Source organism: Methylophaga pinxianii, assembly GCF_020447225.1.
Taxonomy (GTDB): domain Bacteria; phylum Pseudomonadota; class Gammaproteobacteria; order Nitrosococcales; family Methylophagaceae; genus Methylophaga; species Methylophaga pinxianii.
Genome location: NZ_JAJAEO010000161.1, coordinates 1 through 19,219, shown reverse-complemented (window position 1 = coordinate 19,219; position 19,219 = coordinate 1). Strand labels below are relative to the sequence as shown.

Sequence of the window (19,219 nt, the reverse complement as noted above, 5' to 3'; positions counted from 1 at the left end):
CCCGTGCTGATAGCTACAGCATAGCTTGCATCAGAATAGTCCGCAAACACAGGACCTGTAGACCACAGTATAGTAACGACCATAATTGGACATTGAATATCCCGGATGTGCAGATAAGGAGAGCATATGGCACAACCCATTTTTGTAGGACAGGCGGATCAGCCGGTTTTTTTGTTACCACAAATGGCCAATCGCCATGGTTTAGTCGCAGGGGCAACCGGCACCGGAAAAACGGTTACTTTACAAGGACTGGCCGAGGCATTTAGTCAGATCGGTGTGCCTGTGTTTGCTGCAGATATTAAAGGTGATTTGTCTGGCATCAGTCAGCCTGGTAAGCCACATCCCAAAATCAGCGAACGCGTCACCTTAATGCAACTGGAAGACTTCCAGTTTTCAGGATTCCCCACCACGTTATGGGATGTTTTCGGCGAGCAAGGACATCCTGTGCGTACCACCATTTCTGATATGGGACCGTTGCTATTATCGCGATTGATGAATCTCAATGATACGCAGCAAGGCGTATTAACCCTGATTTTCAAAGTAGCAGATGACAATGGCTGGTTAGTGCTGGATCTGAAAGACCTGCGCGCCATGCTGCAATTTGTCGCTGAAAATGCCAGTGAATTCCAAACCCTGTATGGCAACATCTCCGCAGCCAGTGTTGGCGCGATTCAACGACGACTACTGGTGCTGGAAGAGCAGGGTGCGGACAAGCTGTTTGCTGAACCGGTGTTGAACCTTGATGATTTATTGCAGACCGATGTGCATGGTAAAGGCATGATTAATTTGCTGACGGCTGACAAATTAATGCAATCACCGCAGTTATACAGCACCTTTTTATTGTGGCTGCTGGCCGAGTTGTTTGAACAATTACCCGAAGTCGGTGATCCGGAAAAACCCAAGCTAGTGTTATTTTTTGATGAGGCGCATTTATTATTTGATGATGCACCAAAAGCCTTGTTGGAAAAGATTGAGCAAGTGGTGCGGTTAATTCGTTCCAAAGGGGTGGGCGTCTATTTTGTAACACAGAACCCGACCGATATTCCGGACAGTATATTGGGCCAGTTAGGTAACCGTATTCAGCATGCCTTACGGGCCTATACTGCCAAGGATCAGAAAGCGGTCAAAGCAGCTGCAGAAACCTTTCGCGATAATCCTGCGTTTTCTACGGCTGAAGTCATCACTGAAATGGGGGTAGGTGAAGCATTGGTATCGGTGCTGGATGAAAAAGGGCGGCCACAGATTGTTCAGCGAACAATGATAAAGCCGCCACAAGGCCAGATTGGGCCAGTCACTCCACAGCAACGTCAGCAGTTAATGCAACAATCTTTGGTGGCTGGGGTATATGAAAAAATACTGGACAGGGAGTCAGCACATGAGATCCTTGCTGAACGCGCTGAAAAAATGCAACAAAAAGCCTTGGCTGAACAAACTGAAGCCGCCAAAGAAACCGCCAAGCCAGCACGCAAAAGTAATCGTGAATCTGTCTTTGAAGCGTTTGCCAAAAGTGCGATGCGTTCTGTAGGCAGCCAGATTGGCAGGCGGCTGGTACGTGGGATATTAGGCTCTTTGTTAAGTGGCAAATAGCTGAACAATCTGCGTTAAATTGAGTCCGATGAAGATTGCCGTAGAATAGCAATCAAATACACAACTAAGGAATGATTATGATTGATCCCAAAAAATTTGATGAAATTGCAGACACCATCACCCGTGCTTTACCTCCCGGTCTATTACAAATGCGTGATGATGCTGAAAAAAATATTCGCGCGGCAATGAGCTCTACATTCAATAAATTAGATTTAGTGACACGTGAAGAGTTTGAAGTGCAATCTCAGGTCCTGCTTCGCACCCGTGAAAAACTTGAAGCCTTGGAGTTACGGGTCGCAGAACTCGAACAACTTATCAATAAATAAAAACCGTTTTACCCATAAATTAAAGAAAGAGAGAGAAAATGGATAAATCCGGAATTTTATTCCCGGTAGCAGCTTTGCTGTTTTCAATGCCGATGATGACAAGTGTTCAAGCTGACACCGCTTCAGCAGCTGCTGCGACTATCAGTCAAGACCAACAGCAAAACCTGCAAGGACAGTGGGTCGATACGTCTGGACGTGGGGTGTTAACCTTCGAAAATGGTATGGCTTTCTTTTCTCCAACTGGAGAGGCTGATCCACAAAACACCTATCAGGTTGAATTAACCGATAGCAATCAATTGACGATGACGCCGACCCAAAGCAGTAAAAAAACCAATAAAACCATCACCACAGAAATAGATTGGGACAAGCAGACTTTCAGTTTTAATAATGGACTGTATAACTTTGTTCGGCCACCCCAAATCAGTGGCCAGACGCTGGATGGCTACTGGTATGAAGAAGCTGATACGCAAGGGGCCAAACATATCCGGGCGATGGAATATAAAAATAACGCCAGCAGTTATGACTATTATTGGTGGCGAGTCACACCGGTATTGGGTACTTACCAGAAAGGTGTGGATCGGGATGTATCGTTAAAAGTACAGCATGGTTTTGTGTTTACTGATCCGACCTCCAGCAGTCCCTATGTCCATTACGCGATTAAAAAGGATGACGATACCATTCACTATGTTGATCGTAACGGGGCCACCTGGACAGAAACCAAAACCGATAAACTTTACGAGTATGAGGTGCCTAAAGGCTTTAAAGAGATGAAAGACTGGATGACACAGTGATAACGGAGGCGTATATTTCTTCCCATTTTTACTCAAGAGAATCGTATGTCTACATTTGAAAATGTCACGGTAACCCGTGAAGCTAATATCTATTTCGATGGCAAAGTCACCAGCCGTAAAGTCACTTTTGAGGATGGCAGTTATAAAACCCTCGGCATTATGATGCCCGGTGAATATAAATTTGGTACCGAGAAAGCAGAATTAATGGAAATTCTCGCCGGTCAATTACGTTACCGTCTGGATGGCGATAGTGAATGGACACCGATTACTTATGGCCAGTCTTTCAATGTGCCGGCCAATTCTTCATTTGATATCGAAATCACCGAATTAGTGGATTATTGCTGCAGTTATCTCGATTAGATTTTATTTAAACTGATTTTGCTAAACCGCCGTATGCGCTGCTACGGCGGTTTTTTTATGCCTGTTAAAACACTCTTTGTCATTAAATCGTCATCTAATCTTCATTTTTTGGTCATACACAAACCTTAGCATTCGATTGTAAACCGCAATACTGCGGGACTTAATATTGCGAAAGGTGATGATATGACTGCAAGCAAGACACCTCAGCCGATTCTCTCTATTGATAATCTGGGGATTACTTATTCAGGCGGGATTGAAGCGTTACGAACTACTTCACTCGATTTTCAACGGGGCGAATTCAATGTGCTGCTGGGCTTATCAGGTGCCGGTAAATCATCGTTATTAAGATCATTGAATCATCTGGTCAAACCGACTTCTGGCAAGGTCATTTCCGCCGAGTTTGGCGCACTGGATAATCAACGTACCTTGCGGCGTCATCGCCGTAAAACAGCCATGGTATTTCAGCACCACCAATTAATCCTGCGCCATACCGCTCTGCAAAACGTCTTGATGGGAAGGCTTGGCTATCACACCTTCTGGCGAAGCCTGATGCCAATGCCCAAGCATGATCTGGAGCTGGCATTGCATTGTCTGGATCGGGTGGGTCTGGCTGACAAAGCGCTGGCACGTGTTGATCAATTATCCGGTGGGCAACAACAGCGAGTCGGTATCGCTCGCGCGCTAGCCCAGCAGCCAACTATTATTCTGGCGGATGAGCCGGTCGCCAGTCTGGATCCGGCGACTTCCGAAAAAGTGTTGTCCCAGCTAAAACACATCTGCAGCGAAGATGGCATTACTGCCGTTGTTTCATTACATCAACTTGAGTATGCCAAACGATTTGCTGATCGCATTATTGGGCTGGCTAACGCCCAAGTCGTGTTTGACGCCGCACCACAACAGCTTGATGACACACATCTGGCGTTGATTTATCAGCAACCGGTCGAAAAAAGTAAATCTGCCAAAGATAGCCAACCCAAGTCTTCCCCTGAACGTTTACCTACTAAAACTGCAACACAACTGGAGATTGCCTGATGAAACTGTTTAAACAATTACTGTTAGCCACCTCGCTTCTGGTGACAGCCATCGCCCCGAGCATGGCCGCTGATGCCGATCCGGATACCTTAAAAGTGGCTTTATTGCCCGATGAAAATGCATCAGAACTCATCAAACGTAATCAACCCTTAAAAGACTATCTTGAATCCACACTGAATAAAAAAGTTGAACTGATTGTGACCACCGATTATTCCTCAATGATCGAAGCCATGCGCTTTGGCCGGATTGATTTGGCGTATTTCGGGCCTCTGTCATATGTGATGGCCAAATCCAAAAGTGAAATCGAACCATTTGCTGCCATGGTTATTGATGGTGTTCCAACCTATCGTTCCATTCTGATTGCCAATGTTGATTCAGGTATCGAATCGTATGCTGACATTAAAGGTAAAAAAATGGCTTATGGTGATCGTGCCTCTACCTCCAGTCACCTGATTCCCAAAACGGTATTACTGGAAGAGGGTGGTATCAAAGCTAAAACTGATTATGAGCAGCATTTTGTCGGTACGCACGATGCTGTCGCGGTAAATGTTGCCAGTGGTAATGCTGATGCCGGTGGTCTGTCTGAAGTGATTTTCAATTATGTTGTCGAACGTAACCTGATTGATCCTGCCAAGGTAAAAGTACTGGGTCACAGCAAACCTTATCCGCAGTATCCATGGGCCATGCGTTCTAATCTGAATGATGATTTGAAAGCGAAAATCAAGGATGCATTTATCAAGCTGGATGATGCAGAAGTACTGAAAAACTTCAAAGCCGAGGGATTTGCACCCATTACCGATGCCGACTATGACGTCATTCGTGATATGGGCAAATTATTGAATCTTGATTTTTCCAAGATGTAAGGGCGATTTATGAATACCCAAATTCTCCAACATTCAGACGTATTGAAACGCTACAGTCAGCGCTGGAAACGTCAAACCCTGCAAGTGATGGCCTTAATGGCCATCATTCTGCTGGCTGCCTGGTATGTCAATGTACTCAACTTCGAGATACTGGCAAATGGTTTACCGGCAATTGGCACCTTGGCTGGCGAATCATTTCCACCTGATTTTACGAATATCCGTAACTGGTTTTCGCCATTACTCGATACCTTGGCAATGAGTATTGCCGGCACCGCGATTGCGGTGATGTTTTCGGTACCGATGGCTTTTCTGGCAGCCCGCAATACTTCGCCACATGGTGTGGTGTTTCAGCTGGCACGCGTTGTATTAAATGCGCTGCGCTCGGTTCCGGAATTGATTATGGGGATTATCTTTGTTGCCGCTGTCGGTTTTGGTGCATTACCAGGTGTGTTGGCCTTGGCATTGCATTCGATCGGTATGGTCGGCAAGTTCTTTGCTGAGGCGATTGAACATGTGGACGAAGCGCCGGTTGAAGCGGCCCGAGCGGCGGGTGCCTCGCCAATGCAGGTGCTCTATCACGCGATTCTGCCACAGGTCATGCCGCAGTTTGCCGATGTAGCAATTTATCGCTGGGAATATAACTTTCGTGCCTCTACGGTGATGGGCATGGTGGGTGCCGGTGGTATCGGTTTTGAGCTGATGGGGTCGCTGCGCATTATGCAATATCAGGAAGTGTTAGCGATTTTGTTGGTGATTCTGCTGATGGTCACGCTGGTGGATGCACTAAGCGGCGTATTACGTAAAAAATTCAAGTAAAGGATGACAATGAAACCAAAACTGGTCATTACCCATAGAGTTCATGATGAAGTGCTGGAGATGCTGGCACCGCATTGTGATGTGATAGCCAATCAGACCTCCTGCAGTCTGTCACGCAACGATACCATCCAGCTGGCACATGATGCAGATGCTTTGATGGTGTTTATGCCGGATCGCGTGGATGCAGAGTTTTTACGGCGCTGCCCAAAATTAAAAGTCATTGGTGCGGCATTAAAAGGCTATGACAATTTTGATGTCGCAGCCTGCACGGCAAATAATGTCTGGCTGACTTTTGTACCGGATCTGTTGACCGTACCTACGGCAGAGCTGACTATCGGTCTGATGGTGGGTCTCATTCGCCATATTCGAGCGTCCGATCAGCATATACGCAGTGGTTATTTTAAAGGCTGGCGACCACAGTTTTATGGTCTCGGGGTTGAAGGTTCCACCATTGCCATTATCGGTATGGGAGCCATTGGTCAGGCCATTGCAAAAAGGTTGTCAGGCTGGGATGCAAAATTAATTTATACCGATCAACAGCCTTTGTCAGCTGAAAAACAGGCGGCATTAAATCTGGAGTTCTTGTCACTGGATGAAGCGCTTGTACAAGCCGATATTGTGATTATGGCGCTGCCCTTAAACGTACAAACTCAGCATTTGATCAATCAACCGCGCTTGCAGCAGATGCAGCCGGGTGCTTTTCTGGTTAATCCTTGTCGGGGTTCGGTTGTCGATGAAGCAGCCGTTTTACGTATGCTGAATACGGGCCATCTGGCGGGATATGCCAGCGACGTGTTTGAAATGGAAGACTGGGCCCGCGAGGATCGGCCTGATGAGATTGATCAGGATCTGTTGGCGCATACCAATACGCTATTCACTTCTCATATCGGTTCAGCAGTCAGTAAGGTTCGGCTGGCCATTGAAAAACGCGCTGCGGAAAATATTATCCGGGTGTTGCAGAACGAACAGCCACTGGATCCGGCAAATCAATTAACTGAGAAAAGGGAAGCAACATGCTCAACCTGATCTGGCTGAAAAGTCTGATTACCGTGATTGAGCTGCACAGTTTTCAGGCGGCTGCCAATCAATTAGGTCTGGCTCAACCGACAATCACACAGCACATACAAAAACTGGAAGAGATGCTCCGCGTACCGTTGATAAAACGCGTGCGAAGTGGTTGTCAGCCGACAGAGCATGCTTTACGACTGATGCCCTATGCGGAAAGCATGTTACGCATCCAACAAAGAGCATTACAGGCTGTGCAGCAACCCTCACTGAAGCTGGGCGCCAGCTCCAATATCGGTATTTATCTGTTACAGCCATACTTGAGACAGTATTTGCAGGATAAAACGGTTGAGTCTGACCCACTGGATTTGCTGATAGATAGCAATCCCAATGTCGCCGAAAAACTGGAAAATGCTGAAATTGATATGGCGCTCATGGAGTGGTGGTCGCCTAAAGCCGGCTTTGATTCGCAAATCTGGAAAACAGAACCGCTGGTACTGATTACCCCAAACGATCATCCTCTGGCAAAGCTGCCATCGATCAGTAAAGCCATGCTGGCGGGATTAAACCTGATAGGCGGAGAACAGGGAAGCGGCACCGGGCGTTTATTAAAAGCCTATTTGCAGGATTTTCAACAAATGCCTACCGTCACGATGCAACTAGGCAGTACGGAGGCTGTTAAACAGGCAGTTCGTGCCGGGTTGGGGATTTCACTGGTGTTTGCATCAGCGGTTCGCGATGAAGTGAAACACGGCAGTTTGGCGGCCATTCCTGTAGAAGATAATGCCTTAACAAAATCCATTCAGCTGGTCTGGCGACAACATCCGACCGTTCAATATAAACGGCCGGATTTTGTCGATTACCTGCTACAGGGTAATCCCTAGGGTCTGTTGATCTTTCATAGCCGCCTCTGTTGTGACTGAAAATACACCAATCAAGGCGGGAGGAGAGCAGTTTGTGAGATACATCCTTGTATCTCACCCCTTTGGGGCTTGCGCTCAAAAACGCTCCTGGCGTTTTTGTAGTTATTCTAAATAAACGACGAGTAACGCGGAGTGGTGCATTTTCAGTCACAACCCGCAGGGCTGGGACTATTTTTCCGCCTCACGGCGTTGGAAATGACTTATGTAGAGCAACTACATCGCATCATTTCCGCCTTGTGAGACAAAAAATAGCCTCCAGCAGTGGTGGCTCTGAAAGATCAACAGACCCTAAGGCGTTTAATCCCAGTCGTACACCAGATTCAAGCGATAATTAGTATCGGTCGTTTCGGCATCAGGTGCGGGTTGGCTGTTGTACTGGCTACGCAGACTGGCACGTAGTTTCCAGGCTTCATCATTGGTGATCGGCATTTCAGCACCAAAATTGGTGACCAGCAGATAATTTTGTCCGGGGCTGCTAAACGAGGGGTAATAGGTTAAATCGTGAAATAGATTCATCCGGCTGTTCAGGTTGTAATTGGTTTCATATCCTAAAACCCCGGTTGGATCTTTTTCAGTCGTGCCGTCGGAATAGCTCTCAAACCGATAACCGACACCAGCAAAGCCTTTAAAGATTAAATCCGGTTCCTGAATAAAAAACCGACCCAGACTGGCGGTGGTAATGGCGCGTAAATCCAGTTCTTCAAAATCATCAATCTCAAAATCGGCACTGCCACGCGCAAAGTAATTTTCACTGATATCGCGTTCTAATTTAATCCCAGCCAGTTTTTCATTTTCAGTCTGCTCGTCATCTTCCTTGGCGTAGTTGATTTCCAGATACATGCCCATTCTTTCATCTGCCGTCTCCCGATTCAGTTCACCGCGACCGGTCACTGCCATCCGATCGGTATTACCACTGGCTCCCTGAACACCAAACGCCAGATTCCCGCTCCACGGATCCAGCAGCGCTTCGCGTTCGGCTCTAAGTTGCTGCACTTCTGCCGTGTAAGTTTCTTCTAACTCAGCTTTTTCCTGTGCCTGAGTGGTTTTGATTTGCTCAATTTCCTGCTGATATTTTTGTTCCAGTTCGGCGACTTGTGGTTTAGCGGCATCTGTTTCCCACAATGTATTAATGCGTTTTGGATCAATATCCACTGTGCCAAATGCTGTACCAGTCAGTTGATGCTGACCCTGTTCATTAACCGTCAACTGGCCCAGAACCCGGTCACTGCTATCCAGTTCAATCAGATGTTTCTGATCGGTACTGATTTGTGTCACCCGATTAAAATCAACGGTCACTTCATCGGCAAAGGCGGTATCCATAATAACTTTGCCTTCTGAAATCTGTTTGATAGAACCTTTAAGAATGCTGCCATCATCAAGCAGAATCTGATCTGCCGATAGACTGGTGGAGGTGAGAAGTAGAATAGAGGATATAGCGGTGCTCAATCGACGTTGAAGCATGATTTCTCCATGTTTGGTAAAGGTCTTCCGTGAATCTGGACTGATAATTATTTGGATAACCTTTGATTCAAAAATGCTTTACCAAGGATGCGAAATCACGACGATATAAATCGGCTGTGGGAAGAAGATAGCTAAACGATTTATTCGCGGTTTTGGAAAAACGACTTCAAAAGACCCTAAAAAATGCAATGTGAAAATTACGTGAAATAAAAACACTATTCATTACTGCATGACCATGCAGAGAGTAAGAACCTAACGATAAAGTGCCAATTTGTACCGAAAAAAATCAGATTTTATTTTTCTGTAGATGCTAATGAATTTCATTTAGATTATTATTGACACTATTTGTTGCGTATACGATAATTCATTAATTAATTGTCGCTAAAAAACGACAATTCCATTTACAAGTGCTGAAGATGAATTCCCTGATGAGAAATAAAAAAACTTTCATAGCAAAATTTACCCCCATGCAACGTAATGCAGCTGCAATTTTTATTTGTGCCCCTTTTATGACAGTTCCAATGAGTACTATGGCGCAGGAGGAGAGTGATAAAGAAGTTTATCGTTTTTCCCCTATTATCGTTAACACTCAGGCTCTTGCTGATGATGATGCAAACTCCATTGTTGCTCAGGAAATCTCTGTAGGCGGCAAAGTCGCAACCAGCATTCTTGATACGCCAGCATCGGTGTCTGTGATCACAGAAAAAGAAATCGAGCAACGTCACGCCAGCACCACCGAAGAAGTGCTGCAATACACGCCTGGTATTATCACGGATTTTTACGGTACTGATGATCGTAATGATTACTTCCAGATCCGCGGCTTTCAGGCCACGACATATCGTGATGGTATGACATTAGGATCAATGCGCGGTGTTCGTGAAGATGCTTATGCCTTTGAGCGTGTTGAAGTGTTGCGCGGTGCAAACTCAACCTTGTTTGGCCCTGCTGACCCAGGCGGTTCAGTTAACTTTGTCAGCAAAACACCAAAGTTCGAGCAGTTTGGCAGTGGTTATGCCCGATATGGTTCATTTGACCGTAAGGAAGTCGGTATTGATGTCGGTGACACCTTAAATGAAGACAAAACGGTGGCTTACCGTTTTACCGGTAAATTTCAGGACAGCGAACGCGAATACGATTATTCCAAAGACGATAATGAATTCTTCTTGGGCGGCATTACCTGGGAGCCAACAGATTTCACCTCAGCCACATTATTATTGGATTATCTGAACCGTGATAGCACACCAAACAGTGGTGGTTATCCTAAAGACAGAGAGTATGACCGCGATGAGTTTTATGGTGAACCCGATTTCAATTCTCAGGATGTAGAACGCACCAGCATAACCGGTTTGTTCAGCCATGACTTTGATAACGGTTTTATTGTTCGTGCTAATTTGCGCTACAGCGATTTAACCGATGATTTTGGTTATGCCTATTTGACTGGCACATCAAGCGCTGCAGGGGCAAACAGAGCTTATTTTGGGACAGACAGTCAAGCTCAGGAGCTAATAGGTAACGCAATTGTGCAATATGATGCTCGCTTTGAGCACTTTGATACAAGTACGCTCATTGGTGTTGAGTATCGTGATGCATCTACCGAAGACAGTAGTATTTATGATGAGACTGTAGTCGCTCCTATCAATATTGCAAATCCAGTTTACAGCGGTATTACGAATCTTCCGGCACCCTATAGTGCTAATGATCAGGAGTACACCACGGAGTCTTTTTTCCTACAACAAAACTTGTCATTTGCTGAGCGATTTATTGTTACCGCTGGAGTTCGTACTGATCACATGGATCTTTCAAGTACGGATATTACCGGATTCGAAACGTCGGATAATTTAACTGAAACATCATTGCGTGGCGCGCTAACCTATAAAGTTACAGACGAAGTGTCCACTTATATTAGTATGGTTGAATCGGTAGCTCCTCCATCAATTGGTGTAAAACCAGAGCGTGGAAAGCAATATGAAGTGGGCTTGAAATTTGCCCCTGCTGGTTCAAACGCGCTTTATTCAATGGCTATCTATGATCTGAGCAAAGACGATGTCACTATCGCTGTTGTACAAGAAAATGGATCGATTGAACGGGAGACAATTGGTGAATCAAGAGTAAAAGGGCTGGATCTAGAGGCCAAAGTAGAATTAACCGATCGTTTCAGCTTAACTGGTGCTTATTCCTATATGGAGACAGAAGTAGTAAGTGGCACCTTACGTGATGGCTCTTCTATTAAAGGTAATGAATTTACTGCTGCGCCAAAACAAATGGCTTCAGTTTGGGGGCATTACACATTTCCGGCTCAAGCCATGAGTTTGGGCCTTGGTGTTCGTTATACCGGATCGTACTACTTCGATGCGGTGAATTCAGCAAAGAGCGATTCAGCAACTTTGGTTGATTCTTCATTCAGTTATGAGTTTTATCAAAATACCGATTTAACGGTGTACGTGCGTAACCTGTTTGATGAGCAACACGTAGTGGGATCAGGCACTGCCGATTATTACAATCCAGGCCGTGAAGTCCTGGCAACCGTCAATTACAACTGGTAAACCTATCTGCGGATCATGGAGGTCAGACATGTAAAATGTCTGACCTCCTTTTTATTATTGATGGAGGAAACTGATAACCAGTTTTGATTAAGTCACCTTTGGCCTTCATCACATAGCTTTAATCGTCTAGAATCAACACACACTAATTTTCCAGGGAAGGAATATGAGTATTGCCACGGTTTACAGTCGTGCTTTGACCGGTATTTATGCTCAGGCAGTGACCGTTGAAGTGCATCTTTCTAATGGTCTGCCCAGTTTGTCGATTGTCGGCATGGCCGAAACAGCAGTAAAGGAAAGCAAGGATCGCGTTCGTTCGGCGTTGATTAACTCCCAGTTCACTTTTCCTCAGCAACGTATCACCATCAATCTTGCCCCGGCTGATTTGCCCAAAGAAGGCGGGCGGTTTGATTTGCCGATTGCGCTTGGCATTCTGGCGGCTTCCAATCAAATTCCGTTGCAATCACTAAGTCATATGGAGTTTATTGGTGAGTTGGGTCTGACTGGTGAATTACGGGCGGTTCGTGGTGTGTTACCCACGGCTTTAGCGGCGGCTGAAGCCAATCGACAATTGATGGTGCCATTTGAGAATGCCGAAGAGGCAGCGCTTACCAAGCAGGGTGAGAGTTTTGCTGCCAAAACGCTGCTGGAAGTCTGTGCTCATTTGCATGATCAACTGCGCTTACCAGCTAATATCAACCAATATCAGCATATTCAAAATAACTATGCTGATTTAGCTGATGTGCGTGGTCAGGCATCCGCCAGACGGGCTTTAGAAATTGCTGCTGCCTGATCTCATAGCCTACTTTTCGCTGGACCTCCCGGTACTGGAAAAACCATGCTGGCAAGTCGTCTTCCCGGAATCCTGCCGCCAATGACTGAGCAGGAGGCGATTGAAACGGCAACCATTCACTCAATATCCTCTGCCGGATTTCAGGTAGAAAACTGGATGCAACGACCTTTTCGTGCACCACATCACACCGCTTCTGCTGTGGCTTTAGTTGGTGGCGGCAGCCAGCCTAAACCGGGAGAGATTTCGCTGGCACATCAAGGCGTATTATTTTTGGATGAACTCCCGGAGTTTGATCGTAAAGTATTAGAAGTTTTACGCGAGCCAATTGAATCAGGAAAAATCACGATATCCCGCGCTGCCAATCAGGCAGAATTTCCTTCACGATTTCAATTGGTTGCCGCAATGAATCCCTGCCCATGCGGTTATCTGGGGCAGGCAAGATGTTATTGCACAGAGGAGCAAGTCAGGCGTTACCGTGGTAAGATCTCCGGCCCGTTATTGGATCGCATTGATATGTTGATGGAGGTGCCGGCAGTGGATAAAAAACTGTTGCGGCCTAAGCCTGATGATGTGCCACCGGAGTCCAGTGAAGTGGTTCGGCAGCGGGTTATTCAAGCGCGACAGATTCAACTGGAACGTGCCTCCAAAGCCAATGCGTCCCTGCAACATAAAGAACTAGAGGTTTTTTGCACCTTGTCAGATCAGGATTTTCAATTAGTAGAAAATGCCATCAGCCGTTTTGGACTATCGGCTCGGGCCTATCATCGTATTTTAAAAGTTGCCCGCACCATTGCGGATTTGGCCGGTTCATCCACCATTCAAACAGTTCATTTAACAGAAGCCATCGGCTATCGACGCCTCGACACAGCGAATTAATATTTAGTGAAAGATCTCAATCCGCAACAGCGGGAAGCTGTGCGTTACATCGATGGACCGTTGTTAGTATTAGCCGGTGCCGGCAGTGGCAAGACGCGGGTGATTACCCGTAAGATTGCCTATCTAATCGAGCAATGCGGCATCAAAGCCAGCAATATCGCCGCCGTAACCTTTACCAATAAAGCGGCTCGTGAAATGAAAGAACGGGTTTCTGATCTGATGTCTACCCGACAGGCTTCAGCACGTGGTCTGATGGTCTCAACATTCCATACGCTTGGTTTGAACATTCTGCGTCGTGATGGTAAATCATTAGGTTATCGCCCCGGTTTTTCTATTTTTGATGCCCAGGATTCACTGGCCGTGTTTCGCGATTTGATGGGGCGGGATTTTGCCGCCGACAGCGATCATGCTCAGGAAGTGCAAAACATGATTTCCAACTGGAAAAACCAGTTGATCCTGCCCGAGCAAGCCGCCCAGATAGCCGATGGTGCCCAGGAAGAATTTGCTGCCAAGGTCTATCCACGTTATGTGCAGGCTTTGCAGGCCTATAACGCCGTGGATTTTGATGATCTGATTTTAAAACCGGTGCTTCTGTTTCGTGAACATCGTGATGTTTTGCAGAAATGGCAGGCGAAAATCCATTATCTGCTGGTCGATGAATACCAGGATACCAATGGCTGTCAGTACGAACTGGTCAAACAATTGGTCGGCATCCGTGAAAAGCTCACCGTGGTAGGGGACGATGATCAATCAGTTTATTCCTGGCGTGGTGCCCGACCCGAAAATCTGGTGCAACTGCAAACGGATTTTCCCCGATTAAAATTGATCAAACTTGAACAGAATTATCGTTCGATGGGCCGTATTCTGCGTGTTGCCAACACATTAATAAGTCATAACCCCCATATTTTTGAAAAGAAACTGTGGAGCGCGATGGGTGAGGGTGATGCGATTCGGGTTATTGGTTGTCGTGATGATGAGCATGAATCGGAAAAAGTCATTTCCGAACTGCTCTATCACAAGCTCAAACATCAGGCGAGTTTCAAGGATTATGCGATTCTGTATCGCAGCAATCATCAATCCCGCTCGTTGGAAAAAGTCTTACGTGAACATAATGTGCCGTATTTTTTGACCGGTGGCACCTCGTTTTTCTCACGGGTCGAAGTCAAAGACATCATGGCCTATCTGCGTCTGCTGGCCAATCAGGATGACGATAATGCTTTTTTACGGGTCATAAATACCCCTCGTCGCGGTATTGGTTCATCTACATTACAGGCACTGGGTGAATACGCAGCCAAACGTAACACCAGCATGTTCGGTGCCTGCTTTGAAATGGGACTCGCCGAAAGCCTGCCGGCTAAATCTGTGCAGAACTTGGAAATCTTTACCCGCTGGCTAATTGATATTGCTGATCGCGCTGCCCGTGGCAATCTGCTCGATGCCATCAAGGATATGATTGAGGAAATCAATTACCGTGGTTGGCTGGAAGAAGTCAGTGGCGATCCCAATAAAGCCAATCGCCGCATGGAAAATGTTGATGAGCTGGTCGGTTGGATCGAACGAATGATTGATCAGGATACCGAAGAAAAATCGATTGGCGATATTGCTGCCCGTTTAACGCTGATGGATATTATGGATCGGCAGGCTGATGAAAATCAGGCGGATGCAGTACATTTAATGACGTTACATGCGGCAAAAGGACTGGAGTTTCCACATGTATTTATTGTCGGTATGGAAGAGGAAATTCTGCCGCATCGCACCAGTATCGAAGAAGACTCCATTGAAGAAGAGCGCCGTCTTGCGTATGTTGGCATTACAAGGGCGCAACGCAGCCTGGTCATGACACTGGCAAACACCCGTAAGCGTTATGGCGAAAAGGTGGATTGTGAAGAAAGTCGTTTCCTTCGAGAGTTACCACCAGAAGATTTGATTTGGATGACCGAAAAAACACAGGTTGATCCAGAAGAACGAAAAGAGCGTGGCAAAGCCCATTTATCCAATATTCGCGATATGCTTAAGTAACATATTGATCTGATTATTCATTTGTGGGCGTTATCTCGCCCACGGCTAAGGTGGAAAATATGAAAACAAAACTTCTCTATTTGGCGATGCTGATTCCAGGTTTGGCAAATGCACATGTCATGCTGGAACAAACAGAAGCCGAAAGTGGCAGCTACTATAAAGGTGTGCTGACTGTTACCCAAGGCTGTGATGCTTCTGCGACCACAGCGATTACTGTAGATATTCCTGAAGGACTGCAATTTACCCAACCAATGCCCAAAGCTGGCTGGCAGGTGGAAATTGTGAAAAAGCCGATCGAACGGCCGTTCTTTCGCGATGGTATCGAAATAACCGAAGCCGTCAGACAAATTACCTGGTCGGGAAATACATTAAGCGATAATCATTTTGATGAATTTATCTTCCGGGGCCGTGTTGGCGTTGGTGCGACCAGTGTGCTGTATTTTCCTGTCACCCAAAAATGTGAATCTGGTGAATTACAATGGGATCAGATTGCGGAAACCGAACCAGCCAAAAAGACCATGCCAGAAGAACCTGCTCCGGAAGGCGTGATCGATATGATGGAAGATGTGGAAGAGCTGGACGAAGAATATCAGCAAGATCAGCCCAAGAAAAAACCAGAACCTTCTGCTGAACATGATCACGCGAAAGCCCATCAACATCAGCATGATCAGCAAATGGATATGACGGACAAAGCGGATGAAATGGATCATTCTGCTCATGCTGGCCATGGACAATCCCTACTGCAATACCCGGCACCGTTTGTAAAAGTGGTGGATGGCACAGGTGAACATCACCATCATCATCACTAATTCATATTAGCTAAATAAAAAGGCCCGGTTTTAGAACTAAAACTGGGCCTTTTTTTTTATTTCTATTGTTAGCACTCAAGCGGGAGGCTGCGGCATAGGAGGCGCTTTTTCGGCCTCTTTCTGTTTATCATCATCCGGGTCATCTGCCGGCTGATAAGTGCCTTCCGAAGGATCCGGAACTTGAGGCGATTTTTTCTCTTCTTTGTCTTCGTCTTTAGAGAGCTGCAAAGAAGCGGCAATAAGCGTCGAAATGCTAGCTGATTTTTGTTGATTTATTTGCTGTAGTGTCATGATGTTGATTCCTTAAGGTTATTAAAGAGAACATCTATCTTGCAGTAATAGAAGGCTGAAACGCTTTGATTTCTGGATTTAGCCAGAACAGATGAAGTTAAATAACCACGCTCTAGTATCACAACAAGTAAATGCTGTTTCAATTAGACGGTACTACATATCAATAGATTCACACTTAATCTGCATCAATATGATCAATATCCGGCGAGTTTAAGAAAGTGGTAATACGGAAAACAGTTTTATCATGATTACTGTTTGGCGTATAAATTGAGAAAAAGGTGTTCACCAAAGATTTGACCCATATCAAAAGTTAATAAGCTTAATCACAGTAAACTTGTTCATTAGCTAACAGCAATTGCCAGACAAGGATCAAACGTACATGAAACTTCGCTTTCTCGGTGGTACAAACACAGTAACCGGTTCCCGCTACCTGCTTTCTGATGATAACCACCGATTACTGGTGGACTGTGGTTTGTATCAAGGGGTGAAAACCTTGCGGCGGCGTAACTGGGCACCGTTTCCGGTCGATCCTTCAACCATCAATGCCGTGGTACTCACCCATGCTCATATAGATCATTCCGGCTATTTGCCAGCGCTGGTAAAAAACGGTTTCAAAGGCAAAATCTACTGCACTCAGGCCACACACGAGCTGTGTAATGTGCTGCTGCCAGATGCTGGTTATCTGCAAGAAGAAGATGCCAAATATGCTGCACGTAAGAAGTTCTCAAAACACAAAAATCCTGAACCGCTATTTACCGAAAAAGACGCCAGAGAAGCCTTAAAACATTTCGAATCCCTGCATTACCACGAAATATTTGAGCCGGTAAAAGGCTTTGAAGTCAGCTTTACCCCCGCGGGACATATTCTGGGCTCATCCTGTGTGCATGTTCATCACAAAGGCTCAGACCGAACAGTGGTATTTTCGGGTGATGTGGGACGACAAAACGACATTATCATGCGACCGCCCGAACCACTGCAGCACGCAGATGTACTGGTATGTGAATCCACCTACGGTGATCGCCTCCATGGTGAATCAGATCCCGAAGCTGTACTGGCAGAAATCATTACTAAAACCGCAGCTCGTGGTGGTATCACGCTGATGCCAGCCTTTGCCGTGGGCCGAGCACAAATGCTGCTGTATGTGGTGCATAAACTCATGGGAGAAGGCAAGATCCCCGAATTGCCGGTCTACCTGAACAGCCCGATGGCTATCAAGGCCACTGAAGCTTTCATCAAACACCACAAAGAACATAAGCTGGATCAAAGCCAGTGCGCGCTGATTGATGATCAAACTCAGTACATCCGCACCGTAGAAGAAGCCATCGAACTGGATACCATGCGCTATCCATGTGTGATTGTATCGGCCAGCGGTATGGCCTCCGGCGGTCGAGTGCTGCATCACCTTAAAACCTTATTACCGAATCCACGCAACAGTATTGTCTTCGCGGGCTTCCAAGCCCCTGGCACCCGTGGTGATGCGTTGGTAAATGGGGCCCAATCCGTCAAAATCCATGGTGCTTACTGGCCAGTAAAAGCCGAAATCCATAATCTGGATTCCATGTCTGCCCATGGTGACTACAACGAAATTCTGACCTGGTTAGGGCAGGGCAATCTCAAGCCGGATAAAGTCTACGTCACCCACGGCGAATTAGTCGCCAGCGACACCATGCGTAAACACATCACCGAAAAATTCGGCTGGGATGCCGAAGTGCCAGAACTGTTTGAAGAAGTGGATATTTAATTGCCTAACTCAGGCGAAAAAACTGGCTAGGCTTTTCATCAACCGGGCCCGGCCTCTCATTACAAACAATGTGCCGATGAGTTTTTGAAAATACATCTTTGGATGCAACCGCTTTTGAGGTTAACCACAGAGCCACGTAGGGCAGATATTTTTGGAATATGGCGTGATGCGTGTGTTGAATATCGACTTTGCCATGCTTTACTCCAAACAAATCAGATACTTGTGCTGATCTTGAAAAAACTATAAATTGTGAGCCATCTCACGTTTTTGAGACCGATATGGATATTCAACTCACATCACTATTCCAAGCCTGCTCAGGCAGAAAATTAATCGTAAATCATTCACGATTAATGAAATCGGTAAAAATCCACCTGAATAAAATTAACTATTTCATAGCATTATTTGACGCGAATTTGGTTCGGCATAATTATGACCCATTCACGTTAATAATTATTATGAGGTCGCAGACCTCATTTATATTGTTAGGAAGGAGGCAGGATAGTGCCAGAAAGACTCAGATTGACTAAGAATGCACAATTTTACAGAGTCGATGAGCCTGTAGAGGATGAATTAGTTAGAAGTATCATCGACACTGCCTCTGATAATATGAATCCCGATAGTGAATTTGTAATTGATCAATTTAGGCAGGAAAGGAATGTAGATGATCTAAATTTAAGTTTTGTCTATTCGGTCAGAGTGTTTCCTTCTAATCGGCCAGTTTACTTCTTGGACGATGATTTCGAAGACACGGTTTATGCATTTATATTGATCATTGAGACTGGCAACTACCTTGCTGTTCTAAAGAAGAGCTGTGCCAATATATTCGACCTGATGGATGAAAACTTTACACTTGTCAGCAGTAAGGAATTTTCATCTTCATTCTCTGACTGACCTTTCCCCTGAGTTAGTACCAATCCCTTGATGAGATTTGGTTACTTTATGCGGCCTGTTTTGCATATTCAACTGGCGACATGTAATTCAGTGAG

General features: G+C 45.8%; 16 protein-coding genes and 1 pseudogene. 15 read left to right on the top strand and 2 right to left on the bottom strand.

Going from position 1 to position 19,219, the window contains the following annotated elements; genetic code table 11:
* Positions 1-126 precede the first annotated feature (126 nt).
* The 9 genes from LGT40_RS05970 (at position 127) to LGT40_RS05930 (ending at position 7,664) form a co-directional block, all read left to right on the top strand.
* Complete coding sequence (locus LGT40_RS05970) at positions 127-1,587, top strand: helicase HerA-like C-terminal domain-containing protein (RefSeq protein ID WP_226069989.1); 1,461 nt, start codon at positions 127-129, stop codon at positions 1,585-1,587.
* 77 nt (positions 1,588-1,664) lie between these two features.
* On the top strand, positions 1,665-1,913 hold the full coding sequence (gene ubiK, locus LGT40_RS05965; protein WP_226069990.1) for a ubiquinone biosynthesis accessory factor UbiK: 249 nt from the start codon (positions 1,665-1,667) through the stop codon (positions 1,911-1,913).
* A 38-nt stretch (positions 1,914-1,951) separates the two neighbouring features.
* The gene (locus LGT40_RS05960) at positions 1,952-2,704 is read left to right on the top strand and encodes a hypothetical protein (protein WP_226069991.1); all 753 of its coding nucleotides are present in this window, start codon (positions 1,952-1,954) and stop codon (positions 2,702-2,704) included.
* 45 nt (positions 2,705-2,749) lie between these two features.
* Positions 2,750-3,064 carry a pyrimidine/purine nucleoside phosphorylase gene (gene ppnP / locus LGT40_RS05955; protein ID WP_226069992.1) on the top strand — a complete coding sequence of 105 codons (315 nt, stop codon included), beginning with the start codon at positions 2,750-2,752 and terminating at the stop codon, positions 3,062-3,064.
* A 183-nt stretch (positions 3,065-3,247) separates the two neighbouring features.
* Positions 3,248-4,096, top strand: coding sequence for a phosphonate ABC transporter ATP-binding protein (phnC, locus tag LGT40_RS05950; protein WP_226069993.1), 849 nt, complete (start codon positions 3,248-3,250; stop codon positions 4,094-4,096).
* Positions 4,096-4,959 (top strand): phosphate/phosphite/phosphonate ABC transporter substrate-binding protein, encoded by an 864-nt coding sequence (gene phnD / locus LGT40_RS05945; protein WP_226069994.1) that lies wholly within the window; start codon positions 4,096-4,098, stop codon positions 4,957-4,959. Before phnC ends, phnD begins: the two co-directional genes overlap by 1 nt.
* Before the next feature lie 9 nt (positions 4,960-4,968).
* Positions 4,969-5,775: a phosphonate ABC transporter, permease protein PhnE gene (phnE, locus tag LGT40_RS05940; RefSeq protein ID WP_226069996.1), complete on the top strand. Its 807-nt coding sequence runs from the start codon at positions 4,969-4,971 to the stop codon at positions 5,773-5,775.
* 9 nt (positions 5,776-5,784) lie between these two features.
* Positions 5,785-6,801: a phosphonate dehydrogenase gene (locus tag LGT40_RS05935; RefSeq protein ID WP_226069997.1), complete on the top strand. Its 1,017-nt coding sequence runs from the start codon at positions 5,785-5,787 to the stop codon at positions 6,799-6,801.
* A complete protein-coding gene (locus tag LGT40_RS05930; RefSeq protein ID WP_226069999.1) occupies positions 6,789-7,664 on the top strand; it encodes a LysR substrate-binding domain-containing protein in 876 nt (291 codons plus the stop codon). The genes LGT40_RS05935 and LGT40_RS05930 overlap by 13 nt, the downstream gene beginning before the upstream one ends.
* Before the next feature lie 336 nt (positions 7,665-8,000).
* Here LGT40_RS05930 and LGT40_RS05925 read toward each other — a convergent pair whose 3' ends face one another.
* Complete coding sequence (locus tag LGT40_RS05925; protein ID WP_226070000.1) at positions 8,001-9,164, bottom strand: DUF481 domain-containing protein; 1,164 nt, start codon at positions 9,162-9,164, stop codon at positions 8,001-8,003.
* A 428-nt stretch (positions 9,165-9,592) separates the two neighbouring features.
* Between LGT40_RS05925 and LGT40_RS05920 the strand changes: the two genes are divergently transcribed.
* From LGT40_RS05920 to LGT40_RS05905, 4 genes and pseudogenes are all read left to right on the top strand, one after another.
* Positions 9,593-11,707, top strand: a complete 2,115-nt coding sequence (locus LGT40_RS05920; protein WP_226070002.1) for a TonB-dependent siderophore receptor — start codon at positions 9,593-9,595, stop codon at positions 11,705-11,707.
* A gap of 163 nt (positions 11,708-11,870) precedes the next feature.
* A pseudogene (locus tag LGT40_RS05915) lies at positions 11,871-13,373 on the top strand (YifB family Mg chelatase-like AAA ATPase).
* A gap of 6 nt (positions 13,374-13,379) precedes the next feature.
* Entirely contained in the window at positions 13,380-15,392 is a 2,013-nt protein-coding gene (gene rep / locus LGT40_RS05910) for a DNA helicase Rep (protein ID WP_226070003.1), read from the top strand.
* 59 nt (positions 15,393-15,451) lie between these two features.
* Positions 15,452-16,201 carry a YcnI family copper-binding membrane protein gene (locus LGT40_RS05905; protein ID WP_226070005.1) on the top strand — a complete coding sequence of 250 codons (750 nt, stop codon included), beginning with the start codon at positions 15,452-15,454 and terminating at the stop codon, positions 16,199-16,201.
* A gap of 75 nt (positions 16,202-16,276) precedes the next feature.
* Here the strand turns inward: LGT40_RS05905 and LGT40_RS05900 are convergent, their stop codons facing one another.
* Entirely contained in the window at positions 16,277-16,492 is a 216-nt protein-coding gene (locus LGT40_RS05900) for a hypothetical protein (RefSeq protein ID WP_226070006.1), read from the bottom strand.
* 379 nt (positions 16,493-16,871) lie between these two features.
* On the opposite strand from LGT40_RS05900, the gene LGT40_RS05895 reads away from it, so the two are divergent.
* Complete coding sequence (locus LGT40_RS05895) at positions 16,872-18,233, top strand: MBL fold metallo-hydrolase RNA specificity domain-containing protein (RefSeq protein WP_226070008.1); 1,362 nt, start codon at positions 16,872-16,874, stop codon at positions 18,231-18,233.
* Between the two features lie 501 nt (positions 18,234-18,734).
* On the top strand, positions 18,735-19,124 hold the full coding sequence (locus LGT40_RS05890; RefSeq protein ID WP_226070010.1) for a hypothetical protein: 390 nt from the start codon (positions 18,735-18,737) through the stop codon (positions 19,122-19,124).
* Positions 19,125-19,219: the final 95 nt, after the last annotated feature.